The sequence below is a fragment of the Alkaliphilus peptidifermentans DSM 18978 genome (assembly GCF_900101495.1).
Classification (GTDB): domain Bacteria; phylum Bacillota; class Clostridia; order Peptostreptococcales; family Natronincolaceae; genus Alkaliphilus_C; species Alkaliphilus_C peptidifermentans.
The window spans coordinates 58,427-85,300 of record NZ_FMUS01000009.1 but is presented as its reverse complement, the minus strand read 5'-3'; the positions used below and the strand labels follow the sequence as shown (position 1 = coordinate 85,300).

General features: G+C 32.4%; 31 protein-coding genes. 30 read left to right on the top strand and 1 reads right to left on the bottom strand.

Annotated features, from left to right (window positions below; all coding sequences use genetic code 11):
• Positions 1 to 4: 4 nt before the first annotated feature.
• A complete protein-coding gene (pyrE, locus tag BLP68_RS08165) occupies positions 5 to 586 on the top strand; it encodes an orotate phosphoribosyltransferase (RefSeq protein ID WP_091542255.1) in 582 nt (193 codons plus the stop codon).
• 83 nt (positions 587 to 669) lie between these two features.
• Here the strand turns inward: pyrE and BLP68_RS08160 are convergent, their stop codons facing one another.
• Positions 670 to 2,385, bottom strand: a complete 1,716-nt coding sequence (locus tag BLP68_RS08160; protein ID WP_091542253.1) for a S41 family peptidase — start codon at positions 2,383 to 2,385, stop codon at positions 670 to 672.
• Positions 2,386 to 2,717: 332 nt separating this feature from the next.
• Here BLP68_RS08160 and BLP68_RS08155 point away from each other — a divergent pair, with 332 nt between their 5' ends.
• The 29 genes from BLP68_RS08155 to addA all read left to right on the top strand — a co-directional run bounded on the left by BLP68_RS08155 (position 2,718) and on the right by addA (position 26,696).
• A complete protein-coding gene (locus BLP68_RS08155; RefSeq protein ID WP_091542250.1) occupies positions 2,718 to 3,368 on the top strand; it encodes a hypothetical protein in 651 nt (216 codons plus the stop codon).
• Positions 3,369 to 3,709: 341 nt separating this feature from the next.
• Positions 3,710 to 4,099: a GntR family transcriptional regulator gene (locus tag BLP68_RS08150; protein ID WP_091542248.1), complete on the top strand. Its 390-nt coding sequence runs from the start codon at positions 3,710 to 3,712 to the stop codon at positions 4,097 to 4,099.
• Positions 4,092 to 4,991: an ABC transporter ATP-binding protein gene (locus BLP68_RS08145; RefSeq protein WP_091542247.1), complete on the top strand. Its 900-nt coding sequence runs from the start codon at positions 4,092 to 4,094 to the stop codon at positions 4,989 to 4,991. Before BLP68_RS08150 ends, BLP68_RS08145 begins: the two co-directional genes overlap by 8 nt.
• Positions 4,966 to 6,957: a DUF6449 domain-containing protein gene (locus BLP68_RS08140; protein ID WP_091542244.1), complete on the top strand. Its 1,992-nt coding sequence runs from the start codon at positions 4,966 to 4,968 to the stop codon at positions 6,955 to 6,957. Before BLP68_RS08145 ends, BLP68_RS08140 begins: the two co-directional genes overlap by 26 nt.
• A gap of 260 nt (positions 6,958 to 7,217) precedes the next feature.
• Entirely contained in the window at positions 7,218 to 8,096 is an 879-nt protein-coding gene (gene pdxS / locus BLP68_RS08135; RefSeq protein WP_091542242.1) for a pyridoxal 5'-phosphate synthase lyase subunit PdxS, read from the top strand.
• A gap of 1 nt (position 8,097) precedes the next feature.
• Positions 8,098 to 8,679, top strand: coding sequence for a pyridoxal 5'-phosphate synthase glutaminase subunit PdxT (pdxT, locus tag BLP68_RS08130; protein ID WP_091542240.1), 582 nt, complete (start codon positions 8,098 to 8,100; stop codon positions 8,677 to 8,679).
• Positions 8,680 to 8,750: 71 nt separating this feature from the next.
• Positions 8,751 to 8,951 carry a hypothetical protein gene (locus BLP68_RS08125; protein ID WP_091542238.1) on the top strand — a complete coding sequence of 67 codons (201 nt, stop codon included), beginning with the start codon at positions 8,751 to 8,753 and terminating at the stop codon, positions 8,949 to 8,951.
• Between the two features lie 134 nt (positions 8,952 to 9,085).
• Positions 9,086 to 9,535: a type II secretion system protein gene (locus BLP68_RS08120; protein ID WP_091542235.1), complete on the top strand. Its 450-nt coding sequence runs from the start codon at positions 9,086 to 9,088 to the stop codon at positions 9,533 to 9,535.
• Between the two features lie 173 nt (positions 9,536 to 9,708).
• Positions 9,709 to 10,437: a LytR/AlgR family response regulator transcription factor gene (locus BLP68_RS08115; RefSeq protein WP_091542232.1), complete on the top strand. Its 729-nt coding sequence runs from the start codon at positions 9,709 to 9,711 to the stop codon at positions 10,435 to 10,437.
• A gap of 4 nt (positions 10,438 to 10,441) precedes the next feature.
• Positions 10,442 to 11,758 carry a sensor histidine kinase gene (locus tag BLP68_RS08110; protein ID WP_176758930.1) on the top strand — a complete coding sequence of 439 codons (1,317 nt, stop codon included), beginning with the start codon at positions 10,442 to 10,444 and terminating at the stop codon, positions 11,756 to 11,758.
• A 127-nt stretch (positions 11,759 to 11,885) separates the two neighbouring features.
• Entirely contained in the window at positions 11,886 to 12,482 is a 597-nt protein-coding gene (locus BLP68_RS08105; RefSeq protein WP_091542227.1) for an accessory gene regulator ArgB-like protein, read from the top strand.
• Positions 12,483 to 12,605 carry an AgrD family cyclic lactone autoinducer peptide gene (locus tag BLP68_RS08100; protein WP_091542224.1) on the top strand — a complete coding sequence of 41 codons (123 nt, stop codon included), beginning with the start codon at positions 12,483 to 12,485 and terminating at the stop codon, positions 12,603 to 12,605. It begins immediately after the preceding gene.
• A 150-nt stretch (positions 12,606 to 12,755) separates the two neighbouring features.
• A complete protein-coding gene (locus tag BLP68_RS08095) occupies positions 12,756 to 13,523 on the top strand; it encodes a Yip1 family protein (protein ID WP_176758929.1) in 768 nt (255 codons plus the stop codon).
• A gap of 175 nt (positions 13,524 to 13,698) precedes the next feature.
• Positions 13,699 to 14,592, top strand: a complete 894-nt coding sequence (locus BLP68_RS08090; protein ID WP_091542218.1) for a phosphatidylserine decarboxylase — start codon at positions 13,699 to 13,701, stop codon at positions 14,590 to 14,592.
• A 91-nt stretch (positions 14,593 to 14,683) separates the two neighbouring features.
• A complete protein-coding gene (locus BLP68_RS21715; protein WP_176758928.1) occupies positions 14,684 to 14,827 on the top strand; it encodes a hypothetical protein in 144 nt (47 codons plus the stop codon).
• Positions 14,828 to 14,934: 107 nt separating this feature from the next.
• Positions 14,935 to 15,090 (top strand): hypothetical protein, encoded by a 156-nt coding sequence (locus BLP68_RS21710; RefSeq protein WP_176758927.1) that lies wholly within the window; start codon positions 14,935 to 14,937, stop codon positions 15,088 to 15,090.
• Positions 15,091 to 15,110: 20 nt separating this feature from the next.
• On the top strand, positions 15,111 to 15,338 hold the full coding sequence (locus BLP68_RS08085) for a hypothetical protein (protein WP_091542214.1): 228 nt from the start codon (positions 15,111 to 15,113) through the stop codon (positions 15,336 to 15,338).
• Between the two features lie 19 nt (positions 15,339 to 15,357).
• Positions 15,358 to 15,567 (top strand): hypothetical protein, encoded by a 210-nt coding sequence (locus BLP68_RS08080; protein ID WP_091542212.1) that lies wholly within the window; start codon positions 15,358 to 15,360, stop codon positions 15,565 to 15,567.
• Between the two features lie 18 nt (positions 15,568 to 15,585).
• Positions 15,586 to 15,741: a hypothetical protein gene (locus tag BLP68_RS21705; protein WP_176758926.1), complete on the top strand. Its 156-nt coding sequence runs from the start codon at positions 15,586 to 15,588 to the stop codon at positions 15,739 to 15,741.
• Positions 15,742 to 15,834: 93 nt separating this feature from the next.
• Entirely contained in the window at positions 15,835 to 16,002 is a 168-nt protein-coding gene (locus BLP68_RS21700) for a hypothetical protein (protein ID WP_176758925.1), read from the top strand.
• 21 nt (positions 16,003 to 16,023) lie between these two features.
• On the top strand, positions 16,024 to 16,332 hold the full coding sequence (locus BLP68_RS08075; protein ID WP_091542209.1) for a hypothetical protein: 309 nt from the start codon (positions 16,024 to 16,026) through the stop codon (positions 16,330 to 16,332).
• A gap of 33 nt (positions 16,333 to 16,365) precedes the next feature.
• The gene (locus BLP68_RS08070) at positions 16,366 to 16,554 is read left to right on the top strand and encodes a hypothetical protein (protein ID WP_091542207.1); all 189 of its coding nucleotides are present in this window, start codon (positions 16,366 to 16,368) and stop codon (positions 16,552 to 16,554) included.
• 1 nt (position 16,555) lies between these two features.
• Positions 16,556 to 16,843, top strand: a complete 288-nt coding sequence (locus BLP68_RS08065; RefSeq protein WP_091542205.1) for a hypothetical protein — start codon at positions 16,556 to 16,558, stop codon at positions 16,841 to 16,843.
• Positions 16,836 to 17,090, top strand: coding sequence for a hypothetical protein (locus tag BLP68_RS08060; RefSeq protein WP_091542203.1), 255 nt, complete (start codon positions 16,836 to 16,838; stop codon positions 17,088 to 17,090). Before BLP68_RS08065 ends, BLP68_RS08060 begins: the two co-directional genes overlap by 8 nt.
• 13 nt (positions 17,091 to 17,103) lie before the next feature.
• On the top strand, positions 17,104 to 17,451 hold the full coding sequence (locus tag BLP68_RS08055; protein WP_091542201.1) for a hypothetical protein: 348 nt from the start codon (positions 17,104 to 17,106) through the stop codon (positions 17,449 to 17,451).
• Between the two features lie 16 nt (positions 17,452 to 17,467).
• Positions 17,468 to 18,160, top strand: coding sequence for a hypothetical protein (locus tag BLP68_RS08050; RefSeq protein ID WP_091542199.1), 693 nt, complete (start codon positions 17,468 to 17,470; stop codon positions 18,158 to 18,160).
• Between the two features lie 367 nt (positions 18,161 to 18,527).
• Positions 18,528 to 19,496: a 3'-5' exoribonuclease YhaM family protein gene (locus BLP68_RS08045; protein WP_091542197.1), complete on the top strand. Its 969-nt coding sequence runs from the start codon at positions 18,528 to 18,530 to the stop codon at positions 19,494 to 19,496.
• 239 nt (positions 19,497 to 19,735) lie between these two features.
• Positions 19,736 to 23,131, top strand: coding sequence for a helicase-exonuclease AddAB subunit AddB (gene addB, locus BLP68_RS08040; RefSeq protein ID WP_091542195.1), 3,396 nt, complete (start codon positions 19,736 to 19,738; stop codon positions 23,129 to 23,131).
• Positions 23,124 to 26,696 (top strand): helicase-exonuclease AddAB subunit AddA, encoded by a 3,573-nt coding sequence (gene addA / locus BLP68_RS08035; protein ID WP_091542192.1) that lies wholly within the window; start codon positions 23,124 to 23,126, stop codon positions 26,694 to 26,696. Before addB ends, addA begins: the two co-directional genes overlap by 8 nt.
• Positions 26,697 to 26,874 lie beyond the last annotated feature (178 nt).

Sequence of the window (26,874 nt, the reverse complement as noted above, 5' to 3'; positions counted from 1 at the left end):
TAAAATGTTAAACAAAGAGAGGGTATTAGAAATTTTTCGAGAAACTAATTTATTACTGGAGGGACATTTTCTTCTAACATCAGGAAGGCATAGTAATCAATATATGCAGTGTGCTAGATTATTACAATATCCCTGGTATACAGAAGAAATAATTGCTGGTTTGGCTGATGAATTCATGGAGGATAATGTTGATATTGTAATTGGCCCAGCAATGGGTGGTATTATTTTAGCCTATGAAATGGCAAGAAAGCTAAAGGCAGTTAATATATTTGCTGAAAGAGAAAATGGTAAAATGACTTTAAGAAGAGGCTTCACTATCCCGGCAGGAGCTAGGGTTTTAGTTGCGGAGGATGTAATAACCACAGGTGGCTCAGTAAGAGAAACCATTGATATAGTTAAAGAGCAGGGTGGAGAGGTAATTGGAGTTGCACTACTGGTAGATAGAAGCAATGGTAAAATTGATTTTGGTACAAAGCAGCGGGCTGCATTAACCACCGAGGTAATATCATATACAGCAGAGGAATGCCCCATATGCAAAGAAGGAAAGTTTCCTGTAGTTAAGCCTGGTAGTAGAAATATTAAATAGATACTATTTATCATTTAAAAACCAGCCCTCAATTAATATTGGGGGCTGGTTTTTACATAGCTTAATTATTAGGTTAATAACCCTTACTGCTGATTAATTACTTCAATAGCCTTTTCAAGTAATTCATCCCTATTTGATTTAATTCCTTCAATTGTAGGCTTAACCTCAATATCCGGGACTATGCCAATTCTCTGTGTTTCTCCTCCATCAGGGTAGTACACACCAATTCCACTTATGGCTGTTGTTATTCCCCCTGGAAGATTAAATGTAGATACATTTCCATCTGCACCAGCTGTGGTGCTTCCAATCACAGTAGCCCTTGGTGCAACTCTAAAGGCCATAGCAGTATACTCGGCCTGACTAAGAGTAAGCTCATTAACTAAAATGACAACCTTACCCTTATAATAATCCTTATTTTCTTTACCCACCTTTAATGTGTTTGTCATTGTAAAAAGTCCGGGGTCAGTTATACTACCATTAGAAAACTTTACAAAATCTGTACCTTGGGGCATTAAATATTCCCCTAGCTTAAAAACAGCAAATTCAAGAGGATAGCTTCTTAAATCAATTACTAAACCATTAGTATCCTTTATTTCCTCCATAATATCTGGAATATCCTTGCTTTTTAAAGCACCCATATAAATATAGGCTATTTCAGGGCTAATCCTTTTAAAATAATCCTTATTTTTTTGAAATCTATTTTCAATAGTCATCTCTTCACTGCTATAACATAGAATATCAATAGCATCTACTTTTTCATCCCGTATATACTCAATTTTTAAATAAGTGGTATTCCCTCTTAGGAGATTAGCTGCAATATTTCTTATTTGTGTTGGATAGTTAGAAGCAGGTGTATATTTTAATCTTTCGTTTATAATTTCTTCAACAGATTTGCCATTAACCCTTGTTATTATATCGCCGATTTTCAGTCCGGATGCTTCACCCAATTGAATATCATGGTAATCTGTTACAATTGCTTTATCCTCTACAAATGTAATTTCCAAGGGTGCATAATATTCACCCCAGTGATTTTCAAGAGTATTATCCCATACATTTGCATGAGTATCCTTAACTCTTGTAACTAATTCTAAAATAGAAAGCTTATATTCAAGCTCATCGGATGCTTCAATTAATTTTGGTATAAATTCATGTAAAACGTCATCCCAATTATCATCAATCAAGTATTTGTAAGGGAAATAATATTCAATAATATTCCAATAACGATATAAAGATAATAATCGATAGCCAGCATCGGGATACTGAGTTGATGAATATGACCCTTCATTTTTAAATTGCGGGTTTCCTACTCCCATAGCTAAGTCAACGTAATAATGCTTACTGGTTCTTTTAGCATTTTTTATATCACTAAGCTTAAGTATCAAGTCTGTAGACAAACTTGAATTAGAAATCCAATCTAAATTAGGAGACATTTTAATCTCGCCAGGTCTTTCTTTTTCTGGATCAACCAATTCGAATTTTCCAAGGTCATCTATCCAAGTGAGTAATATCTTATCGATTTCATTTGGGGTATTTGCATCAAGATAATCTGGTAGTATTCTAAATAACTCATAATCCCAATTGTATTTACCAGCTGCAACATTTGGATGATAATATTTTAAGTAGCCCCATATTTTACCAAGTAGCACCAGGTCATCTACCTTATCTTCTGATAAATTTATATACTCTATTTTTGATCCACCAACGAATTCATGGTCTTTATCTGCTTTATAACCTATAGAATATGAAATTAAAATTAGACAGATTATAATAATTGCTATAACTAACCAGCCTTTTTTCACTTTAAATCTCTCCTTTCATAAATCCAATATTTAGGCTTAATTACTAATTATAACATATATTATTTGGAAGGGTATGTGTAACATTATAACTTAGGGCTTAATTATTACAAAAAATAATAAAGTAATTACAATAAAAGACAACAATTACAAAATATACTCGATATAATATAAAGATAATTATATAGTGGGAAGTGTAAATCATACCTCATTAACCTTGATGACGTTCACCGCCTATGGTTAGTGTGTGCACTAACTATTTATTGCAGCATATTTTATATATTGGTTAATAATTTAGGAAATTGCAAAATTACCTTTAATTGAGGAGGGAAAAAATGTATAAGAAATTTATATTGTTAATTATTGTTACAGCTTTATTGTTGACGGCATGTTCAAGTACTGGTGATAAGGGTACATCAGGTGATAAAGAAAATGATAAGATAATCGAAGCAACTAATAAAGATATTGTAGATGAGGAACTTCCAAAATACAAAGCTATATTACCTCAATTAGATTTCGGAATGTCATATAAGGAAGTAATTGATGTATTAGGTGAACCTGATGGCATAATCAACATAGAAGATGAAGGACTAATAATTTTAAAGGGATATTTCATGCTGCTGGTGTATGACCACATAGAACTAATCATGTATAATAGCAATTATGAGAAAAAATTCGATATTAGCGATAGCACAATTATTCAAATTGATATAACAAAAGCTCATGTTAATGACGCCGATATTAAGGTTGGGGATTCTATTGAAGTAGTTAAAAATCAATATGACCTAAAGGGTCATAAAATTGATGCCTATGAAGAAAGTGATTTCTATAGAAGTCTGGTAAGAAATTACCGACAATATGATGCAGTGGAGGTTTACTTTCTTCATGGAGGAGTTATAGGAGAGATGCCTGTTGTTATTGCAATTTATGTCGACGAAAGCAATATAATAACTAGAATAGTTCTTGGCTTACCTACAGCAGGATAGAAATTAACATTTGAGGAAAGTATATAATTACCTTTGGTTGATTCTTTAACACAATAAATTGAGTTCCCGTGGGGCTATATAAGATGTATCTTGTGTGTAAAGAATGATAATTTAAATTATGCAATTTCAAAAATGACTTCTTTTCAGTTGATTTTTAAGCTGAAAGGAGGTCTTCTTTTAATTATTAGATATTTTTTTATGTGGAAAAAACTAATTAGATATTTACTAAATATATTATTATTTTCTTATATACAAATTTTAAAATATCATGTATACTATAACCGTATTATGAGTATTAATACAGTTAGTTCTCTTACTACAGTTTGGAAAGGAGTGAAGGAATGTTTGAATTAGATTTAAGGAGCCGTCTTCCTATTTATGAGCAACTGATAGCTAAAATAAAGGAGATGGTAATTAGTGAAGTTTTAAAGCCAGAAGAACAATTACCTTCAGTACGGGTATTAGCTCAACAGCTGACTATTAACCCCAACACCATACAAAAAGCCTACAGGGAACTGGAGCGTCAGGGATATATTTATACAGTAAAGGGGAAGGGAAATTTTGTGGCTCCAATAATTACTAATATTCAAAATGAAAAACTAAAATCATTAAAGGAAGAATTAATTAAGGTTATGTCAGAAGCAATGTATTTGGGAATGAAGGAAGAAGAGATTATAGAAATTATATCATATGTGAATGACAAGAAAAGGGGTGGAAGTAAAAATGATTGAAGTAAAGAATCTTACAAAGATATTTGAAGACTTTGAGGCAATTAAAGATGTTAGCCTATATATTAATAAAGGCTCTATTTATGGACTGCTGGGTTCAAATGGTGCTGGTAAAACAACATTTTTAAAGACTTTAGCCGGAATTTATAAAGAGGATAAAGGTGAGGTTTTCATAGATAATGATAGAGTTTTTGAAAACGAGAAGCTAAAGCAAAGGGTCATCTTTATTCCAGATGCTTTATATTTCTTTTCCTCTTATACAATAGAGGATATGGCAAAATTCTATAGAGACATATATATTACATGGAATGAAGATAGATATCAAAGACTTCAAAAGGTGTTTAAAATTGACTTTAATAAAAAAATCCACAAATTATCTAAGGGTATGCAGCGACAGGTTGCTTTTTGGCTTACTTTATCAATTATGCCAGATGTACTAATTTTAGATGAGCCGCTGGATGGATTAGATTCAGTAATGCGTCAAAAAGTAAAAAATCTACTTATTCAAGAAGTAGCAGAAAGAGAAATCACCATTATAATTTCATCCCATAATTTAAGGGAGCTGGAGGACTTATGCGATCATATTGCTATCCTCCATGAAGGAAGCCTATTGATGGAAAAAGATATGGATGATTTAAAAAAGGATATACACAAGGTTCAGGTTGCCTTTAGAGAACCACCTATAGAAGAAAGCTTTAATAAAATCAATGTACTTTATAAAGAACAGAGGGGCAGCGTTATGCTTTTTATTGTGAGAGGTGACAGAGAAAAGGTTTTAACTCACTTTAACGGGTATAGACCCCTATTATTAGATGCTCTGCCTTTGACACTTGAGGAAATATTTATATATGAAATGGGGGATAAAGGGTATGTCATTGAAAACGTCATATTTTAACACAGGTATTATTAAAAATAGTCTAAAACGATTTTACTGGATGGGGATTCTTTACTTTGTTGCCTTGTTTTTTATGGTTCCTATAAGAATTTTAATGACCCTGTCATCATTAGATAACTACAGCAGCAGATATGTACTAGAGGGAATTTTCACCTTTAGACATGAGTCATTACAACAATTACTAATAATTACTATACCGGTGCTATTTGCAGCTTTGCTATTTAATTATATGCAGAGTAAAAATCCCTCAGATATGATTCATAGCCTTCCTATTAAAAGAAATAAACTCTTTAATAGTAAGGTTGCTATAGGAATGTTGTTTTTGACCCTTCCTGTTATATTTGTAGCAATAACGGGTTTCATAATAAAAATAATTTTTAATTTAGAAGTCTTTTATACAACTATGGATATATTAATCTGGACTGGCTCAACAATACTTTTGAATGTGGTTATTTTTCTTACAACAGTTTTTGTTGGTGTTGTCACAGGCATTTCTGTAGTACAGGGAATTTTATCCTACATTATATTGCTTCTGCCTGCGGGACTTTGGGTTTTAGTATATTATAGCTTAGACAGCCTGCTATATGGGTTTGCTACAAATTACTACAAAGATAACCTATTCTTTGATTTATCACCAATAATTAGAGTTTTAGAATTGCATAGCAGCCTTCAATGGAAGGAAGTATTAGCATATATATTGTATTGTATATTTATCTATTTTGTAGGAATTTTCTTGTACAATAAGAGGAAGCTGGAGTTGAACCTGCAGTCAATTGTATTTACCAAGCTTCATTATCTCTTTAAATATGGTGTTGCTTTTTGCAGTATGCTTTTAGGTGGAGTATATATTTATAGTATAAGGGCAGGATTTGCCTGGGTTTTATTTGGTTATGCTGCCTTTTCCTTTATAGGCTACTGTATTGCCGAAGGAGTTTTGCTAAAATCTGTTAGAATTTTTACAAAAAAAATGCTAAGGGATTATCTACTATACTTAATTGTTATTACTATTCTTCTTACAGGTATAACATTTGACATAACAGGATATCAAAGAAGAGTACCGGAATTAGCAGAAATAGAAGGAGTATATTTTAATAGTATCTACTACTATAGAGAACTAAACGATGATAATATTTATTCATCACAGGAGAATATAATTAAGTTTCAACAGCTCCATAGAGGTATTTTAGAGAATAAAAGCTTGGGAAAAAAATTGCCAGTAATTTATGGAGACAGTGTAAAGGATGTAACATTAATTTATCAGCTTGTTGATGGAGGCAAAGTTGCAAGAAAATATACCATTGATTATAAAGATTATAAAGAACTATTAAAGCCGATTTATGAATCTTTAGAGTACAAAAATATTAACTATCCAATTATTCAACTGAGCCCCGCTGCAACAAAAAAAATAGTTATTAGATCTAATGAAATAAGTAAATCTGTATCAATTGTAGATTCAGATGAGATTCAACAGGTCATGGAAATAATAAAGAAAGAAGTAACTTCAGCAAGCTATGAAAATCTCAATGATTCAAGAACTCCCTGGGGACAAATATATTTTGAGATTGACGAAGATTTTGTAGAAGAAAATGATTGGTTAATGACCGGCAATATAGACATATCCTGGCTTAAATCCTTTAATATTCTTGAAGAATGGATGCAACAGCACAACTACTTAGAAAAGGCTATAGTAACCCCGGAGGATATACAATACGTAGTAATTGAGAAAGTGACCTCACCAGATGATTCACATTACATCTACAATAAAGAAGCACAAGGTAGAAGTCGATTAGAAATATTAGATAAGACTCAAATAGAAGGGATATTGGAGAACTATTCAGAACAATGGATAAGAGACAACTATCCAAGGTACATGTTAGCATTTTATGGTTATGAAGATTATGCATTGTTTTATGGTTCTATCGAAGAAAAGTATGTACCACAGTTTGTAAAGGATATTCTTCAATAAAAATCTAACTTCATGGAAATATCCCAGCACCCTTACGTATTTCTTTATACGCGCGGTGCTGGGTTTTCTTGCGCCCAAATCTGCGATTTTTTGATTAACATGTATTTTGATGATTCTGTCATCAACGGGGCATGGAGTTTTTTGTGGAATAAAAATTATAAAAGTGTATTGATAAAAGTAAAAATGTATGTAACAATATAAGAGTGAAGGGGTACAATATGAGTACAATATACATACAATTAAAAGGAGGGTCATTATCAATGAAGGAAAGGTATCAATTAAACAAGAATTTAGCTCAAATGTTAAAGGGTGGAGTTATTATGGATGTTACAAATAAGGAGGAGGCTATTATTGCAGAGAAGGCAGGTGCCTGTGCCGTCATGGCTTTAGAGCGAGTTCCAGCAGATATTCGCCGGGATGGCGGTGTAGCCAGAATGTCGGACCCTAAAATGATTAAAAGTATACAAAATGCTGTGACAATACCAGTAATGGCAAAGGTAAGAATTGGGCATTTTGTTGAAGCTCAAATACTTGAAGCCATTGAAATAGACTATATAGATGAAAGTGAAGTCCTTACACCAGCAGACAATGTATATCATATAGATAAGTCAAAATTCAAAGTGCCATTTGTCTGTGGTGCAAGAAATCTTGGAGAAGCACTAAGAAGAATTGGTGAAGGTGCAGCCATGATTAGAACCAAAGGCGAAGCAGGAACAGGAGATGTTGTAGAAGCAGTAACCCATATGAGGGCAATGGTGGCTGATATAAGAAAAATAGTAACCATGGGTGAAGAAGAATTAATGAATGCATCGAAGGAAATGGGAGCACCATATGATTTGATTAAATTTGTACATCAAAATAAAAGGTTACCAGTAGTTAATTTTGCAGCAGGGGGAATTGCAACACCAGCAGATGCTGCCCTTATGATGCAGCTAGGTTGTGATGGGGTGTTTGTTGGCTCTGGAATATTTAAGTCGGAAAATCCAGAAAAAAGAGCAGAAGCTATTGTTAAGGCAGTAACTTATTATAACGATACTGCTATGCTGGCTGGCTTATCTGAAGATTTAGGTGAAGCAATGTTTGGAATAACAGTACAAAGTATAGATGAAAAAAATAAATTAGCAAATAGAGGATGGTAAGATGAGGGTAGGAGTACTAGGAATGCAGGGAGCATTTGTTGAACATGTAAATGCTCTAGAAAAATTGAAGGTTCAAGCGGAAATTGTTAAGCACGAAAAAGAATTAGATGAAATCCATGGACTTATCATTCCAGGTGGTGAAAGTACTTCTATTGGAAAGCTGCTGGATGCATCAAATCTAAAAGAAAAACTAAAATCTAAAATAATAGAAGGGCTACCCGTATGGGGAACCTGTGCCGGTATGATTGTAATAGCACGAAAAATTAAGAACACCAATAAAACATATATTCCATTAATGGATATAGAAGTTATAAGAAATGGTTATGGAAGACAGTTGGCTAGCTTTATTACAAATGAAACAATGAAAGGAATAGAAAATGGAGGCTTTCCAATGGTTTTCATAAGGGCACCCTATATAGATGGTGTAGGAAAAAATGTTAATATTTTAGCTAAGGTGGATGGAAGAATTGTGGCTGCAAGAGAAAAAAATATGATGGTTACTTCATTCCATCCTGAATTATCAGAAGATTTAAGAATACATAAATATTTTTTGCGAATTATTAAAGATAAGTATGACTGCTAGTGGTCATACTAAATTTTTGTTTATTAATAGTGCAGGATGTATTAAAATATTATAAAAAGGAGGAGTTATCCATGAGGTTTGAAGCATTGCTTAGAATTGGAGGAATGGTCCTGATTGTTATTGCAGTAGGAATGCTAACTGGTGCTGCAAACTCCTTTATTGAACCAGTAACTGTCAACTATGCATTAGAAATAATTAAGGGGTTTATATTACTGCTTTTAGGAATACTCTTAGCTTTTGATGTTCAGAAGCTAATATTAAAAAGAAGGTGAAATATTAAAAAAAATATATATATTAAAATATTTTGAATATTATTAAGTTTTTGTAAACAGGATTCTGTTGGATGAGGCAGTATAATATAGTTAGAAAAGGCAATCTTTTGTGATGTCGGGATGGGGGGAATTATATGATCACTAAAATATCAGAAGTTTTTGACAATATGTTTACAGTTAGTCATAAAAAACAAACAAGAGGAAAAACATTTTTTGCATTTGTTATTGCAATTATTGGTATATTTATGCTGCCTATTTTCTTCAAAGTTGAAGATTATAATTATGCTAAGTATAGGGAGCAATACTTAATAGCTGAGAGTGTTATTGAGGAATATTATACTACACATGAAAAATACCCTGTTGGAGGAGCCATTCAGTGGGATCGCGAAAAAAAACTTAATAAATTTTTTCGGGAAAGCAATTTAACTGCTAATCGTAGGCTCTATTATATTAATACAGACCTTGTACCTGAAGTGAAGAATTTAAAACATGTATTTATAATAGATATCGATCAAGGAACCTTGTACACCCGTAAATCAGTTGCATATAGGTTCCGACGATGGCACTTTGCTTTGTTAGAATAGATATGAAATTCAGTACCTATTGAAAATAAAATGACTGTTTATTAAAATGCCTGTATGTAGCAACAGGCATTTTTTTATATTTTATAGCTGTCAAATAGTCGTCAATAAATAAAGGAAAATAAAATTCACTATCGAATTATTATATAGAAAGCGCATAATAGGAGGATTTTTTTGTGAAGATCACTATAGCTATTTGTGATGACCACCCTATCCAGGTAGACCTGCTAAAAAATTTTATTGAAGCAATGAAACTACCAATTGAAATAGATTATTTATTGACCTATAGTGGAGAGGAGTTATTATTAAATATTGATAAAAAAATATTAGACATAGTTTTCCTTGATGTGGAGATGAAGAACATAAATGGTATAGAAACTGGACGCATAATTCGACAAAAATTTCCCCAGGCAATAATAGTATTTATTACTGGATATAAGCATTATGCGTTAGAGGCCTTTGAATTATACTCCTTTCAGTATATTTTGAAGCCTATTACTATGGAAAAAATGCAAGATATAATGAATAAAATAATTTTAAGGATTCAGGAGTTAAATGTATTAAATGATATTTCCAAATTATTTGTCTTTAAGAATAAAGAAGAAGTTGTTCAACTTAGAGTAGATGATATATATTTCTTCGAAAAGGAGTTCCGAAAGATTAAAATTCAAACTAAGAATGGAAAATACAGCTATTATGGTACAATAAAGCTATTGTTAGAAGAACTTGATTCATCATTGTTTATTCAATGTCAGCAGGGCTATATTGTTAATCGCACTAAAATCTTAGAAGTAAGAGATTACTGTATTTATTTTAGAGATGTAAATGAAAAGGTTCCTATTAGCAGAAGGTTTAAAAAACAGGTTATAGAAGCCTTTGAGAAGAACCTTTTTAGATTGGAGTGATATGATGGAAATCATAATAACTAACTTTGTTACAAGTACTATTGACACATTTTTAATTTACTATTCTGTACAAACTTTACTTAAAAAAAAGGTAAAGCTTAAATATGTTATTCCAACTGTATTTGTAGTGATATTTCTCAGTACATTTTTAAATATTACATATGGTTTAGCAAATCTGAAAGCATTTATTGGGGTACTTATATTGTCATCAATATTATACTCAATTATATTAAAAAGTAATCTATTGCATGTATCCTTACTGGCCTTAATTAGTTCATTATTAATGTTTCTAGCGGAAATATTATCTATAAATATAATTGTAATAATATTTAGTATTTCACCTACAGAGATTTTATCAGTCAATTACTATAAATTAATAGCGATAATATCATCAAAGACTGGATTTCTTCTAGTCATATATTTTGTATTGAGAAGAATTGATATACAGAAATTTATAAGTAGAAGAGATGTATTACCAATAACAGCAGTATTATTCTTTAATATGATTATTTCTTATATGACCTTTCTTCTATACAAGCACCTAGAAATAGCAACAGGAAGAGATTACATAAGTTTATTGGGAATGGCTGTAGGTGCAATAATATTCAGCTGGCTGGTATTTATGCTAATGAAGAGAATGATGGACCAAAATGAAAGAGAGCTTCTATGGTCCATGAGGGAAAAGGAGTATCAAAACCAGAGAATATATTTTAGTAATTTAGAAGAAATATTAAAAACAATGAAGGCTCAAAGACATGACTTTAACAATCATATAAGTATAATATACGGTATGCTGCAGCTGGGTAAAAATAAAGAAGCAGGAAAGTACATTAAAGAGTTGGGTGAAAGTGTATCGGAATTAAATGAAATAGTACAGGCTAACCATCCTGTTATTACTGCTTTAATAAATGTAAAAAAACAAAAAGCTAGTAAAGAAGGTATTGAAATGGATTTAGATATAGAGCTGCCTGAAGAGCTCTCCTTTGATTATATAGATATATCTATTATACTTGGAAATTTACTAGACAATGCAATTGAAGCTAGTAGGAAGACAGAATGTAAAGAGATTGACGTAAGGCTCTACTTGAAAGGCAATTATATGATAATTAATATAATGAATACTAAATCGGAAGCTACTATTTATCAGGAGAGTGATAATGATACTCGATATACTTCGAAGGAGGACTCTGATAATCACGGATTTGGTCTTATGAATGTTAAACAGGTGGTATATAGATATAAAGGAATTATAAAAATAGAGGATAAAGGTGAACTATTTGAAGTAAATATAGCACTTCCCCTAATGAATGATGTTAAATAAGCATCATTCATTTTCTTCGACCGAATAAGACAAAATAATGACCGATGGTGCAATAACTCTTGTATAAAATATCATTAAATAGTATATTTTGTATAATAAGTATCGTTTTGAGGGAGGTAGTAGAATAATGATTTATGAATTTGCGATGAAGATTTCTAAAACCCTTGAGATGAACAATTTAATAAAGGATGAGGACATCGATTTTTATAGATATGGCTTGGAGTTGATAATAATAACAATACTTAAGGGTGCTGGATTACTAATTCTTGCAGCCATCATTGGCATTGTTAAAGAAACTATTGTATTCATCATATTTTTCACCTCATTAAGGGTACAAGCAGGTGGAGTTCATTCGCAATCAGTATGGAAATGTTTTGTTATAACATGCTTAATGACCTTTTCAGCTATTTATATAAGTAAATTAATTCCACAAGATTATGAAAAGATTTACCAATACTTCATGATGATATTTGCATTAATGGGTATTTGGCTGTTTGCTCCAATGGATACCCCCAATAGAAGGCTAAATGCAAAGGAAAAGAAAAAATATAGGAAAAGAAGTATTGCCACCATTATAATTGCATGTTTTGTAATTATCAGTATTGGTCTTTTAGGCTCCAATTATCAAATATATGCAACTATAGCAGTAACTGCTATAGCTTTTGAAGGGGTTACTTTAATACCAATTAACATAAAAAAATCAAATTTTAAGGAGGTGTTTTGAATGATTAAAACAATAATCCTAAATTCGATTGCTGCTGTCGCACTTGTAGTTGCAAATGCTGGAGTAGGTATAAACTGTTATGGCTTTCTATATCAACCTAAGTATCCCAAAGTAAAGAAGTAAAGGTCTTAAAAGATGTCTTTCATAGACATCTTTTTTTTATGTTAAAATGTAACATCAATTTTATATATAATTATTATAATATTTATATATAAAAATTTAACAATTTCATGGTATAATCTAATGGTAAAGATTGAGAGGGGAGGATATAAAATGAACGAGAACCAAGATTTTGAAAACAAAACAGAACAAGAGGAATTAGATCAAACAATTGAAGTAATCGATGTTGAGCCCGAGGAAGAAAAACTAACTATGGGAGAAAAACTAAAATATTTTTTTAGCGAGCCTTCAAAAACAATGAAGGATGTAGCTATAAATCCTGTAATATATCCCATTTTTATAATAGCTACCCTAATGCTAATTCTTATTGTTCCTAGGTTAAATTTAATGATTGATTACATGACTCCGCAAATGCTGGAAAGCTATCGTCAACAGGGGTTAGATATAACTGAGTTGCCTGCTGCGGTTATAACCATATCCAAGATAAGTATGCTTGTAGCTGCTTTCGTGGTACCTATTGTAGGGTGGTTTATCAATGGATTAGTAATTTTGATACTTGGACTTATAACAAAGTGTAAGGGTCGTTTTAAAGGGGTACTATCTGTAGTCGGATTTGCAAGTATTATTAGCTTGATGGGGGAAGCAATTAGAGCAACTATAACTTTAATTACTGGAAACCCAGAAGTCTACACATCATTGGCTTCCATAGGAATATTAATTAATCCAGATATGCTAACAGAAAATGCAGTGTTATTTGGTATTTTAAGTAGCTTTGAAATATTTAATCTGGTTTCTTTGTATTTTGTAGCCATTGGGCTTACATACGTATATAAAATAGGTATAAAAAAGGCAGTTATTTTATCCTATGCAACATGGTTATTAACAATAATCTTTAATGTTGGAATGGGGCTGCTGTTCTAATTGCTATATTAACTACAATTAGATTTATGTGAATGAGAATAAGTCGCAGTACTCTGCGGCTTATTATTTTTTCAATTAAATATTTCTTTGTATGGCTGCTTATAGTATAATTTATCAAGACAAATAGGATATATTATAATATTATAATAATAATGTGAAGATAAAGGGTGATAAAGTGAAAATCTTTTTTGTTGAACGGAAAACAGGTGAATTGAAGGTTGAAACAGTTGCAGGAGATGCTTATCTTAGGTGGACATATGATACAAAGATGGGTAGGTCAATTTTAGAAAATATCATGAAGAAGAAGTTTTTTTCTAAAATGATAGGGTTATATATGGAATCTCCTTTTAGCAGAAGAAGATTGACATCATTTATTAATGAGCTATCCATCGATATGTCAGAGGCTCTAAATGAAAACATAAGTGGCTATAAAAGTTTTAATGATTTTTTCATTCGCAAATTAAAGCCTGAAGCAAGGCCAATTGCTAAAGATGAAGAAATATTGATATCTCCTGCTGACGGCAGAGTGTTAGTATATGATAATATAAATGTATGTAAAGTGGTACAGGTGAAGGGATTAGATTATTCACTGGAAGAGTTAATCGGAGATAAGGAATTAGCAAATAGCTACGAAGGTGGCGTTTGTATAATTACTCGCTTGAATCCATCAGACTATCATAGATTTCATTTTCCAGATGGTGGCATACCTATAACCAGTAAGAGAATTGAAGGGAGCTATTATTCTGTTAATCCCTTGGCACTAAAAAAGGTGGCGGCATTATATTGTAAAAACAAAAGAGAGATAACTATTTTTCAGTCTAATAATTTTGGCGAAATTTTAATGATAGAGGTAGGCGCCACATGTGTTGGAACAATAGTTCAAACCTATAAAAAGGACAAGCAGGTTTTAAAGGGTGAAGAAAAGGGTTTCTTTAAATTTGGTGGATCAACAACAATAATGTTTATAAAAAAAGATAAGGTTAAGCTAGACTCTGATCTAATAAAGAACAGTGATGAAGGCTATGAAACCAAGGTATATATGGGAGAAGGAATAGGTAAAAGAAACTAAATAACCACTGAAGGTAGTTGTAATTCTAATCCCGCTAGAATAAGCTTAGTAAAAAGACAGTATAAAGGATAAGGCCTATGGGGATATTGTGTTGTTGACTAAAGATACCTTAGAAATAGATACGGTTATAGCAATGGAGAAATTATGGTGGCAAAGGGAGAAGCTGTTGTTAAAGGGACATTTCAATAATTACCAATTATGTGAATCAGTCAGTATAAGCACTAATACTGGCTGATTTTTTAGTGGCATATTTAGTTAGATTACATAATATGAAGTGCAAAAAGCTTTACTAATGATAATTGGCTCTTAAAGAAAACAAAATAGATAATAAGGGTTGTCTTAATGCCAGATATTTTTGTAGCAAGTGTAATCAACCAAAAAGCTGTTAATCAAACTGCTCAGCAGGTACTAGTAATAATTGCGGCACAAATAGTATCTGTAATTGAAGCTCAATTTGGATTTTCAACCAATGAAGACAATGATGATATTAAAGCTTAATAAAGAGGGAGGCTATGTGAATGAGTAATTTACCCAATCCACAAAAATTAAAGGGCACTGCAAAAAAATACGCTCAAATTGCACAAATCGCCAATGGAGATATATTTATCGCCAGTGTAATTAATCAAAAAGCCATAAATCAAAATGCACAACAAATACTAGTAGCTGTTGCAGTGCAGGCTGCCAACATTATAGAAGCCCAATTTGGTTTTTCAACAAACGAAGATAATGACGAAATTACAACTTAATGCGGAGGGAGTGAAAAAATTGAAAATTGGATTTAGCAAAACTGGTCTAACAATTGATTCTAAAAAATTTAATCCTCTTAATCTATCTGTAAATGGCCATGGATTTGAGTCGAATTTAGATGATATAGATGTAAACCCATTTGAAATTTTAGGCAAATTAGCAGAAGCAAGGAATTCAGATATGACAAAGCAGGAGAAGGTAAATGTTATTAAAAATGTAGTTAAATAGTCTTAAGGAGGGATTATCTTGCCAGATATTTTAGTAGCAAGTGTAATAAATCAAAAAGCTGTTAATCAAAATGCCCAGCAAATCTTAGTAGTAGTTGCAGCCCAGATTCTTAACATTATTGAAGCTCAGTTTGGATTTGCCACTAATCAAGACAATGATAATATTTGGGCATAATTAAACCTGAATAAAATTAAGGAATCTCTTTTAGAGATTTAAAAGGGATTCCTTTTTAAATAAATAGTATGTATAAATGCGGGAGGGATAATTATGTCAGAAAAAACAGATGGAAAATCTGTAAAAGACAACAATAGAAGTGTATATATGCAGGCTGATATAATAGATCAAATTAATACCAATCAGCAGTCCAATATGACATTATCTGCCTATTCAACTATTACACAGTCATATTCCAATGTTAAAATAAACAATGCTTAGAAGGCTTAGGGAGGTAGGTTAATGAAATCAAAAAAAAGTAAAAGTAACAATTGGATTACAATTAAAAATCTAAGAAGCAAAGGAAATGAACCCAATAGTGTAGTTGTTGATTTTAATGGTAATGTTTACATTGATGGAGTATTATACGATGAAAATAATGCAAAATATGAAAATCTAAGTATAGATGTAGAAAAGCATAATAGAGTTAGCACAGGTGAAGAAACACAAAAAATGTTTAAGGGATTTGAGGAAGCTAATGAAGGTGAAACCATTACTATTAAGGATGAAAAGGATCAAAATAGACGAGAAAAAACAACTATTAAATACTAGTACCCCATCTATATTAAGGAGGGATAAAGATATATGGAAAATAAATCAGATTATATTAAGTTCACTACGGGACAATTTGAAGTATCCACCGGAATAGATTTGAAGTGGGATGCTGGTGATCTTATGAAGGAACTAGCGATAATAAAGAATAATGATATGATAACTAATGAGGAAAAGAAGGCTTTTGTTGAAGCTGCAATTAAAAAATATTGGAGTGATTGATTTGAAAAACATTCAGACTTCACTAAATCTATCAAGTCAGGGAAATCTTAAGGAGGCTACAAAAACTGAATTGTTGCAATTTAACCATCTTATTATCTTTGGCTTTAGGAATTGTGATGAAAAGAAGTTGGCACCGGTAAAAATTAAGTTAAAAAAATCCGGTGAGCTTCTGATAGAAGGCTTAGATGATATTGAGATGAGGGATAACACAATCAAGGTGTACTCTGATAAGAAGGAAACTCGCTCTTTAGATCAGAAGGAAAAAGAAGAGGGGGAAAAAAATGAGTGACAATAATATTAATCTATTAATAAATGCAACAAACCAAGCTAATATGTATAAAACTAAAAACAATAATACAACACAAATTAATTCTATATTTATCTTCGTGGACCCATATCAGCTTGAAAGCTTAGAGTTGGAAGACTTAACAATTGAAATTAACGTAGATGATAAGGGTAACTTTATAATAGATAATGAAGAATTTAAGCCAATTGAGTTGAAAAAGGGTATTAAGGTTTTGGGATTGACAAAATAAATGAGGTGGTAATATGGGTAAATGCAAGACTTGTAATAGTGAAGAAGTAATATTTCTCCATGAAAAGGATAAAGTAAAAATTGAATGTATAAATGGACATATATATTATGAAAATTATTTTGAAGAGGGAGGAAGTCATCAAAGATCTATTGGTTCAATAAAGCTTGAAGATACATTATTTCCCTCTCAATTACAACTATACAATAAGATTCTATTAGAAATAGAAAAGAATAAAGAGTTTTATAAGAAGGCACTGCCTAATGAAAAGCTGACAATGCTTATGAAGTGTTGTGGAGGAAGAGATAAGGATATTTACATGATTATGAAAAAGATAGTTGAATTTGAAAAAAATAACAATTAAAAAGGGGGCTAACTTTATGAAGAATAATAAACATATATATAATGAACCAATTGGTGAGGAGGCAGCAGTGTTTTCTCCTGAAGAGTATTATAGAAGGAAGCGCTTGCCTCAAAGAAAAGGAGAAGCCACAATAACTCACCACAAAAGTGAAGAAATATCCAATGAATTGGAAACAAAAAATAATGAGGAATATAGTGAAGCTACAAGAATACTTGATCATGACATTGATAACTACAATCAATTAGAGACAAGTAAACATACACCGGCGGATTCGGAAGAGGCGGAAGTAATTAGCCCAGAGGAATATGAAAGACGAAAAAGAAAGTCAAGTAAAATACAAGGAAATATAGTGGGAAATAGAGTGACAGAAGTAAATCTAATAGATTTAGAAGAAAGAACAGGTAGTGATGATTACAACAATGAAAGTGAACATCAAATAATAATAATAGATGAATATCCTACTTATGAAAAGAATGACACAGTGGAAGCTATAGTTTCCCAAGAGGAAAAAAAAGAAATAATAAACAAAGAGAAAAACCATGTTGATATTGAAACAGCAACAGAAGATAAGATTACAGAGGAGAAGGAAATAACTACTATAAAAATAGATATTGAAAAAGACATAGTTGTTGACAATACTGAAGATTTAAAGGGTTTAGAAGCATTGGAGAAGCTTATAGACATTTATAGCAAACGTAATGAGGGATAATAAAAGCAATGGCTAAGTTTTGGTTGATTACAGACCCTGATATTTTCAAAACTACGTAAACCCGTTCAGAACTAAACGGGAATGAGCTTAAGATAATCAGGCATTTTCAAAACTCGCTTTCCCTCAAACAGTTGAAAACTTTAGCTGATTATCTTTTCGCTCTTTTTATTCTAACTTCACTGATTGTTTACTTAAGTTTTAAAAATCGAGTTTGTTATATAAATCTTACTTTGTCTACCTAGCAAAGGCTAGGTTTTTGTTATGTCATTAATGGGTAAAGAAATAATAACAGGAAATTGAAAAGGATTTTTTTACTCTTTATAGAAATTAAATAGTAATAAGACATATCAGCAGTAGGAGGTAAATTATGTTTATACAACAATTAATTGAAATTAGTAAAGAACACATTAATCAAACGATAGAAGTAATAGCTATGGTTACAGATATGAAGGTTAAATTGACTAAGTCAGATAAGAAATACATAGATTTAATTATTCAGGATGCATCAAAAAGAATTGATGCTAAATGCTGGGAATATGAAGAAAAAGAGACCTTTTTTAAAGAGCTTAATGCAAATCAAGCCGTTAAAATAAAGGGTGTTGTAGGAGAATATCAAGGAATACTTCAATTAACAATTAAAGATATAGAAGGGGTTAAAGAATCTGAGATAGATATTAGAGCATTAATACCTACAAGTGATTGGGAAATTGAATCAATGAAGAAAGGACTTCAATATTTTTATGATAAGGTTAAAACCCCTCATCTAAAAGAGCTATTAGATAAAATGATTTTCACTACCCATCACTACGAAAAGTTTTGTTCATACCCGGCAGCACGTCAAGTTCATCATAATTTTTACCATGGGCTATTACAGCATGTGCTGGAGGTTCTTAAGTATGCTTATACTGTAGCCACAACTAAAAAACTATCACAAAGACAGCTTGAAAGGCTAATTGTTATGTCATTTTTGCATGATTGGGCCAAAATTATGGAATATAAGCAACTTCCTGAAACTGGATTTACAGAAGAAGGAACCATGCTGGGACACATTTTTATGGGGGCCCATATGACATTAAATTATATAAATGAAATTGAAAATTTTGATTCTGAAGATAAACTTATAGTTCTTAATGGAATTTTAGGCCATCATGGAAAGCTTGAATATGGATCACCAGTCCTTCCTAAAACTGTTGAAGCTCAGATTCTTCATCATGCTGACATAATGTCCGGCGATATAGAAAGCATTCAGTCCTTCATGAAGGAGGAGGAAGGAAAAGAGGACACCTTTACCAATAAGCTTTGGAACATGGGTACAGAATATTATAAGAAGGGATAGAGAAAAGTGAAAAGCTGGTCTTTTCGCTTTTTAAATGTCTAGGAAAGTATGCTTTTAAATTTACTAGACATGGGGAGTGCAGAGGGGATTCCCCTCTGTCGTATTCAGGAGGGTGCTCAGGCTGCTTAACAGCCGTCGAAGGGAACCTAGGGTTCCCTAGCGAAAACAATTTGACGAAGTCAAATTTGTTCCTATGATATAATTGATAAATAAAGTGAGTAAAAATGGAGGTGATATTCTTGAGTATTAGATATATATTAGGAAGAAGTGGTGCTGGTAAAAGCCAGTTTGTGTATGAATCTATATGTGAAAACATTACTGATAAGACAACAAAACAGTTTCTAATTGTACCAGAACAATTTACATTGCAAGCAGAGAGGGATTTGATTACAAAGGGTAATCTAAAAGGAATTATGGATGTTGAGGTATTAAGCTTTTCTCGGCTAGCCTTTCGTGTATTAAGTGAAGTAGGTGGATTAACCAAAACACATATAAACGATATTGGAAAAAACATGATAATAAGAAGACTGTTAACTGATTTAGAAAAGGAATTAAGCATATATCAGAAAACCATTAGGCAAACGGGTTTTGTGGCTAAGCTCAATAGCTTAATAACAGAAATGAAGCAGCATGATATAATTCCCCAACATTTAAAAAATCAACTTGAAGAATTAGAAGAAAATAGTCTTTTGAAAATGAAGCTATCGGACGTAGCCACCATTTATGAAGCCTTTAATCAATACCTTGAAAACAGATATATTGATACAGAAGATCATATAAATTTACTTATTGAAAAGTTAGAATCAACAAAAATCTTCGACGATACTATTATATGGATAGATGGTTTTCATAAACTTACTCCTCAAACCTTTAGAATCATTGAAAAGATAATGCTTAAGGCTAAACAACTGAATATTACATTTACATTAGACCCAGAACCCAGAGAGGGGGATGGAGATCTATTTAAGTTAACTAATCAGACATATAACCGTATAAAGAAATTAACTAAGGACTTAGGTGGTTTTACAGAAGAAGTAATTAATATATATAGGGCAAATAAAACTGATGACTTTAAAAATACTTTAATGGAGCACATGGAAGAGGAATTTTATGCATATCCCTACAAAATTTATAAGGGTGAATTGAAGGGACTAAAGCTCTTTGCAGCGTCTAATCACTTTACAGAAGTAGAGAATGCTGCTGCAGAAATTGTATCCTTGGTTAGAGAAAAGCAATATCGATGGAGGGATATTGCGGTTGTTTCTGGTGGTTTAGATGGCTATAGTATGTTACTAAAAAGTGTATTTCAGGAGTATGATATTCCTTTTTTTATGGATGAGAAAAGGTCTATAATAGATCATCCTATTATTGAGGTGATTTTGTCAGCTATTGATATCATTTCAAATAATTATCGACCCCACGATGTGTTCCGCTTTTTAAGAACAGGCTTTAGTGACTTAACAAAGGACCAGTGGGAGGAGCTTGAAAATTTTTGCCTGCAGTATGGAGTAAAAGGAAATCGATGGTTCAGTGAATTTAATAAGTCTAAAGATTATGACATGGAAGAAATAAATAATAGTCGTGAAAAATTATGTACTCCTTTTCTAGTTTTGTCAAAGGAGATTAAGAAAGCTAATAATATAGCTGAAATTACCAAGGGGTTATTTTACTTTTTAAAGGATTTAAGAATAGAAGAAAAATTAAATGCATGGATAGAAGCACTTAAAGAACAGGGACGCTATGATTACGTCAATGAAAATACGCAAATATGGAATACAGTGATGGAAATGTTTGATCAGCTTTCTGAAATACTAGGAGATCAAAAAGTAACTTTAAAGGAATATCGAGATATTTTGGATTCGGGATTTGCTGCAACAGAAATAGGCGTGATTCCATCCACTATTGATCAGGTATTGATAGGAAGCATTGAGCGGTCTCGAAGTCATAATATTAAAGCACTGTTTCTTATAGGAGTTAACGATGGTATACTTCCAGCATTAGGAGCAGAAGATGGTATTTTACAGCTTCATGAAAGAAACTTCTTAACAGAGGCTGGAATAACCTTAGGCTATGAGGGAGAAAGCCAGCTTTATGAAGAAAAACTATCTATTTATACTATATTATCTAAGCCAAGCGAATATCTTTGGGTAAGCTACTCTCTTGCAGATCAAGAGGGTAAAGCCTTAAGACCTTCTATTTTAGTTGATCGATTTAGAAAGCTATACCCCCAAGTACCTATTTGTAGCGATGTTATCAATACTCTAGAACAACAATTACATTTAGTTACAACCCCTAGTAGCACATTTAAGTATATGATAGATGGCTTCCGTTTATTTATTGATGATAATGAAATGGAGGATATATGGTGGGATGTTTATCGGTGGTACTATAATAATCCATTGTGGAATGAAAAAAGACATATGATGATTCAAGGCCTATTCCATAAAAATCAAATATATTATATTCCAGAAGTGAAAGCACGAAACTTATATTCGACTCCTATACATACGAGTATATCAAGACTTGAGGGCTTTTCCAATTGCCCATTTTCCCATTTTGTTTCCTATGGACTAAAGCCAAAAGAAAGAAAAACCTATGAAATTAAGAATCCAGATATAGGTAAGCTATTTCATGATGCCTTGGAGCAATTTGAAAAACAATTGAAAACCAACGGGATTGATTGGAAAGGAATTGATAAAGAATATAGTGATAAAGTTGTTGAGAATATTATTGATGAAATGGCAGGTAAATTTCAAGAAGGTATTTTTTATAGTAGCAATCGATATAGATATTTATTGCAAAGATTAAAGAGAATCAGTAAGCGTGCATTATGGACATTAACCCTGCATCTAAAGCAGGGGAGCTTTACATCCTATGGACATGAGATTTCCTTTGGACAAGAAGGTGACATTCCTCCAATTGTTATTCAACTGGAAACTGGTGAAGAAATTCATCTTGAGGGTAGAATTGACAGAGTGGACTTCTATGAAGATGAAGATGGTACCTACGTCAAAGTTATTGACTATAAGTCAAGTGATAAAGATTTAAGCCTAACAGATGTATATTATGGATTGCAGCTTCAACTACTCGTCTATATTGACGCAATAATTTCCATAGGAGAATACTTAAAAAAGGATAAAATCTACCCAGCTGGAGTATTTTACTTCAAAATTGATGATCCGCTGATTAGAACCACCGATAGAGCTATAGAGACTATTGAAAAAGAAATAAGTAAATCTTTAAAAATGAAGGGTTTTGCCCTTAAGGATATAAGCATTATCAAAGAAATTGATACTGAGATAGATCGTAGCTCAAATATTATTCCAGTAAGCATAAATAAGGGAGATGAGATTTCAAAAAATTCATCTGTATTATCGCTGGAGGAGTTTAAACTAGTAACACAACATATACGTAATTTAATAAAAGATATAGCCGGTGAAATTACAAAAGGAAATGTAAAGATAGAACCCTGTAAAAAAGGTAATATGGTTTCCTGTAAATATTGTCAATATCTATCAATTTGTCAATTTGATAGACTGATTGACGATAACCAGTACAGAGTAATTAAAGAATTAAAGCAAGAAGAAATAATTGGGAAAATTGCTGCAAAGAAGGAAGGTGATGCAGATGCCTAAATGGACAAAGGAGCAGGAGGCTGCTATAAAATCCAGGGGGAGCAATTTATTGGTTTCTGCTGCTGCTGGTTCTGGCAAAACTGCTGTATTAGTTGAAAGAATACTTAGGCTAATCATTGACGATGAAGTTAATATTGATGAGCTTCTTATTGTGACATTTACCAATGCTGCTGCTGGTGAGATGCGTGAAAGGATTGCACAAGCAGTAATTAAGGAGCTTGAAAATAAAAGCCCAAAAGAGGAGCACTTAAGGCGACAGCTAACTCTATTAAATAAAGCTACAATTGCTACCCTCCATGCCTTCTGTATAGAAGTAGTTAGAAAGCACTTTCATTTCATCGATGTGGACCCTTCCTTTCGTATTGGTGATACCACTGAAACACTAATATTAAAGCAGGAGGCAATTGAAGAGCTATTGGAGGATGAGTACGGAAAAGAAAAGGAAGAATTCTTTGGTTTAGTAGAAGCCTTTGGGGGGCGAAGGGAAGATTTAGAACTACAGACACTTATAATTAAGATTTATGATTTCATTCAGAGTCAACCATATCCATTAATCTGGTTATATGATAAAGTTAAATGCTTTTCAATGAGTTTATCAGAATTTGAAGACAGTTTATGGATAAAAACCATCAAACAAAGCATTTTATTGAGGATAAAAGGAATTAAGGATCTGTTGATGGAAGCAAGTGAGATCTGTAATAAACCCATGGGACCCTATGGATATCAGAAGGCAATTACAAATGATATAGCAATTGTAGATAATTTAGTTAGTGGATTAGAACTAGAGCTTAACTCCTTTTATCAAGTGCTTCTAGAAGTAAATCATGAAACTTTAGGCAGATGTAAGGACATAGATGAAAATTTGAAGGAAGATGCAAAGAAGCTTAGAAATCAAGCTAAAGATGGCATAAAAAAGCTTAGAGATGATTTTTTTGCAGCATCTCCTGAGGAGTATGTTGAAGATCTTAATAAATTTGCACCTATGATGGAGCATCTTGCGTATCTTGTAGAGGCCTTTCATGGATTATATCAGCAAAAGAAATCAGATAAAGGCATAGTAGATTTTAATGATCTTGAACACTTCGCTTTAAAACTGTTGGAAAATCAACTGGTGGCTAAAGAGTATCAAGAACGATTTAAATATATTTTTATTGATGAGTATCAAGATAGTAATATTGTTCAGGAAACAATTATTCAAAGAATTCAGAGGGACAAGAATTTATTTATGGTTGGAGACGTTAAACAAAGCATATATCGCTTTAGACTAGCAGATCCCACCCTCTTTATTGAAAAATATAATACATTTTCAATTAGAGAAGATGATCCCAATAGGCGTGTTGATTTAGCTAAAAACTTCAGGAGTAGACCAGAGATTTTGGATGGTGTTAACCTTATATTTAAAAATATTATGTCTAATACAGTTGGAGAAATAGAATATACTGATGAGGTATATCTTAATCCAGGTGGAGAGTTTCCTGCTTCACCGGACAAAGCCTTAGAGCTCCACATTGTAGAGAAGGATTTTGTTGTGGAAGATGAAGATATAGATGACTTGGAGGAGCTTGAAGATATTGAGGTTGAAGCGAAAATAGTGACACAAAGAATTAAGGATTTATTAAAGGAGCAAATATATGATGCAAAAATTAACACCTATAGAAAAATAGAGTACAGGGATATAGTTGTATTATTGCGAGCAACCCGAAATTGGGCAGCATCATTTCTAGAGGTATTCTTGCAGGAGGGGTTGCCAGCATACGCAGACGCAGGCTCCGGGTATTTTGAAGCTATTGAGGTTAACCTGTTTGTAAATCTACTAAAGGTTTTAGATAATAAGAGACAGGATATACCATTAATAAGTGTGATGCGTTCGCCAATAGGAGGCTTTACAGTAGATGAGTTGATTACTGTAAGAATGGAGTATAAGGAAAAAAGCTTTTTTAAAGCAATTACCAAGTATATTGAAGAAAAAGACGATTTTCTGAAAGAAAAGCTTGTGAATTTCATTGATAATGTAGAAAACTGGTCTCGAGAAGCTAGGTACATAAAAATGGACGAGCTTATTTGGAAGCTTTACACCGATACAGGATATTACCATTATGTTGGAGCAATGCCAGGGGGAATTCAGCGACAGGCAAATCTCAGGATATTACTTGATAGAGCAAATCAGTTTCAAAAAACCTCAATTCGAGGACTCTTCAACTTTATTACCTTTATAGAAAAGCTTCAAAGCAATAAGGGTGATATGGGTTCGGCAAAAATATTAAGTGAAAATGATAATGTAATACGGTTAATGAGTATCCATAAGAGTAAGGGATTGGAGTTTCCAGTAGTAATTGTAGCAGGACTCGGCAAACAATTCAACTTGAGGGATTTAAATAACAGAATGCTGTTGCATAAGGATTTAGGTATAGGGCCAGATTATGTAGATCCAAACATTAGGGTCATAAGAGAAACAATTGCAAAGCTGGCCATGAAGGATCAAATAAAGCTGGGAAGCTTATCTGAGGAAATGAGGATTCTATATGTTGCCCTTACAAGACCAAAGGATAAGTTGATTTTAGTAGGTTCAGTTAAGCAGCTTAAAAGAAAATGTAAAAAATGGGGAAGAAATTTAACCGATTATGCCATAGCTGCAGCTCGAACAAATCTGGATTGGATATGTAGTGTATTAATGAAACATGAAGATGGATACCTATTGCGTCAAATTGCAGAGATAGAGACATCGGAAAAGGATTTATTTAAGGATAATTCTCGCTGGAATATAGAGATATATAATAGGCTGGACCTTGCAAGAGAAAGAAAACGACTGAATGAAGGAAAGGATACATTGAAGGATAAGCTTAAATCCTATAAGGAAGGAGCTGTTACTCCTTATCATAAATTGATAGAAAAAAGATTAAACTGGAGCTATCCTCAAAGAGAAGCAGTCAAAATTCCTTCTAAGCTATCTGTAACTGATATAAAGCAGGCTCATATTAATAAGATAGAACACCTAGGCTTTAAAATTCCACAGCTAATAAAAATACCTAAATTTATCGATAGTTCTAATGCACTTACTGCAGCAGAAAGAGGGACGGTTTTGCATTTCGTAATGCAGCATTTAGATTTGACTACACAGTTGAGTAAAAAAGGAATTGAAGAGCAGCTTGATGGGATGGTAAAGAAAGAGCTATTAACAGAGTTAGAGGTAGCCTCTGTCAACTTGGAAAAAATTGAAAATTTTTTTTCCAGTGAGATAGGAAAACGCCTAATTAATGCCGAAGATATAAATAGAGAGGTACCATTCAATATCCGCAAAACAGCTTCCGAAGTACTTGATGGTGTACAAAGTGATGAGCCTTTATTGGTACAGGGTGTAATCGATTGCTATTTTAAAGAGGAAGAGGGAATCGTTCTTATCGACTACAAAAGCGATTATGTTTTTGAAGGTGGAAGAGATGTTATTGTAAGCAAATATAAAACTCAATTAGACCTTTATCAAGAAGCAATTGAACTAATACATGGTGAAAGAATAAAGGAACGTTATATTTATCTGTTTGATATAGATGAGGCAGTGAAAATATGATTAAAAGCAATGAATAATGGAAAAGCAATGAGTAATGAAAAGCAATGAGTAATGAAAAGAAAAAAGCTAAGAGTTATAATGGTTACTATTTATAAAAAGTTAAAGCTAGATAATTTCTTCCATAATTATTCATTACACATTACTCATTACTAATTATGTTGATAAATTACTAATTAGT

What these genes read in the sequence shown, in the direction of transcription:
- BLP68_RS08085 (WP_091542214.1), top strand. Translation starts at nt 15,111, where the DNA reads ATGAGTAATTTACCCAATCCACAAAAATTAAAGGGCACTGCAAAAAAA.
- BLP68_RS08145 (WP_091542247.1), top strand. Translation starts at nt 4,092, where the DNA reads ATGATTGAAGTAAAGAATCTTACAAAGATATTTGAAGACTTTGAGGCA.
- BLP68_RS08070 (WP_091542207.1), top strand. Translation starts at nt 16,366, where the DNA reads ATGGAAAATAAATCAGATTATATTAAGTTCACTACGGGACAATTTGAA.
- pdxS (WP_091542242.1), top strand. Translation starts at nt 7,218, where the DNA reads ATGAAGGAAAGGTATCAATTAAACAAGAATTTAGCTCAAATGTTAAAG.
- pdxT (WP_091542240.1), top strand. Translation starts at nt 8,098, where the DNA reads ATGAGGGTAGGAGTACTAGGAATGCAGGGAGCATTTGTTGAACATGTA.
- pyrE (WP_091542255.1), top strand. Translation starts at nt 5, where the DNA reads ATGTTAAACAAAGAGAGGGTATTAGAAATTTTTCGAGAAACTAATTTA.
- BLP68_RS08150 (WP_091542248.1), top strand. Translation starts at nt 3,710, where the DNA reads ATGTTTGAATTAGATTTAAGGAGCCGTCTTCCTATTTATGAGCAACTG.
- BLP68_RS08105 (WP_091542227.1), top strand. Translation starts at nt 11,886, where the DNA reads ATGATTTATGAATTTGCGATGAAGATTTCTAAAACCCTTGAGATGAAC.
- BLP68_RS08095 (WP_176758929.1), top strand. Translation starts at nt 12,756, where the DNA reads ATGAACGAGAACCAAGATTTTGAAAACAAAACAGAACAAGAGGAATTA.
- BLP68_RS08045 (WP_091542197.1), top strand. Translation starts at nt 18,528, where the DNA reads ATGTTTATACAACAATTAATTGAAATTAGTAAAGAACACATTAATCAA.
- BLP68_RS08060 (WP_091542203.1), top strand. Translation starts at nt 16,836, where the DNA reads ATGAGTGACAATAATATTAATCTATTAATAAATGCAACAAACCAAGCT.
- BLP68_RS08075 (WP_091542209.1), top strand. Translation starts at nt 16,024, where the DNA reads ATGAAATCAAAAAAAAGTAAAAGTAACAATTGGATTACAATTAAAAAT.
- BLP68_RS08110 (WP_176758930.1), top strand. Translation starts at nt 10,442, where the DNA reads ATGGAAATCATAATAACTAACTTTGTTACAAGTACTATTGACACATTT.
- BLP68_RS08055 (WP_091542201.1), top strand. Translation starts at nt 17,104, where the DNA reads ATGGGTAAATGCAAGACTTGTAATAGTGAAGAAGTAATATTTCTCCAT.
- addA (WP_091542192.1), top strand. Translation starts at nt 23,124, where the DNA reads ATGCCTAAATGGACAAAGGAGCAGGAGGCTGCTATAAAATCCAGGGGG.
- BLP68_RS21700 (WP_176758925.1), top strand. Translation starts at nt 15,835, where the DNA reads ATGTCAGAAAAAACAGATGGAAAATCTGTAAAAGACAACAATAGAAGT.
- BLP68_RS21710 (WP_176758927.1), top strand. Translation starts at nt 14,935, where the DNA reads ATGCCAGATATTTTTGTAGCAAGTGTAATCAACCAAAAAGCTGTTAAT.
- BLP68_RS08125 (WP_091542238.1), top strand. Translation starts at nt 8,751, where the DNA reads ATGAGGTTTGAAGCATTGCTTAGAATTGGAGGAATGGTCCTGATTGTT.
- BLP68_RS08140 (WP_091542244.1), top strand. Translation starts at nt 4,966, where the DNA reads ATGTCATTGAAAACGTCATATTTTAACACAGGTATTATTAAAAATAGT.
- BLP68_RS08100 (WP_091542224.1), top strand. Translation starts at nt 12,483, where the DNA reads ATGATTAAAACAATAATCCTAAATTCGATTGCTGCTGTCGCACTTGTA.
- BLP68_RS08050 (WP_091542199.1), top strand. Translation starts at nt 17,468, where the DNA reads ATGAAGAATAATAAACATATATATAATGAACCAATTGGTGAGGAGGCA.
- BLP68_RS08120 (WP_091542235.1), top strand. Translation starts at nt 9,086, where the DNA reads ATGATCACTAAAATATCAGAAGTTTTTGACAATATGTTTACAGTTAGT.
- BLP68_RS08155 (WP_091542250.1), top strand. Translation starts at nt 2,718, where the DNA reads ATGTATAAGAAATTTATATTGTTAATTATTGTTACAGCTTTATTGTTG.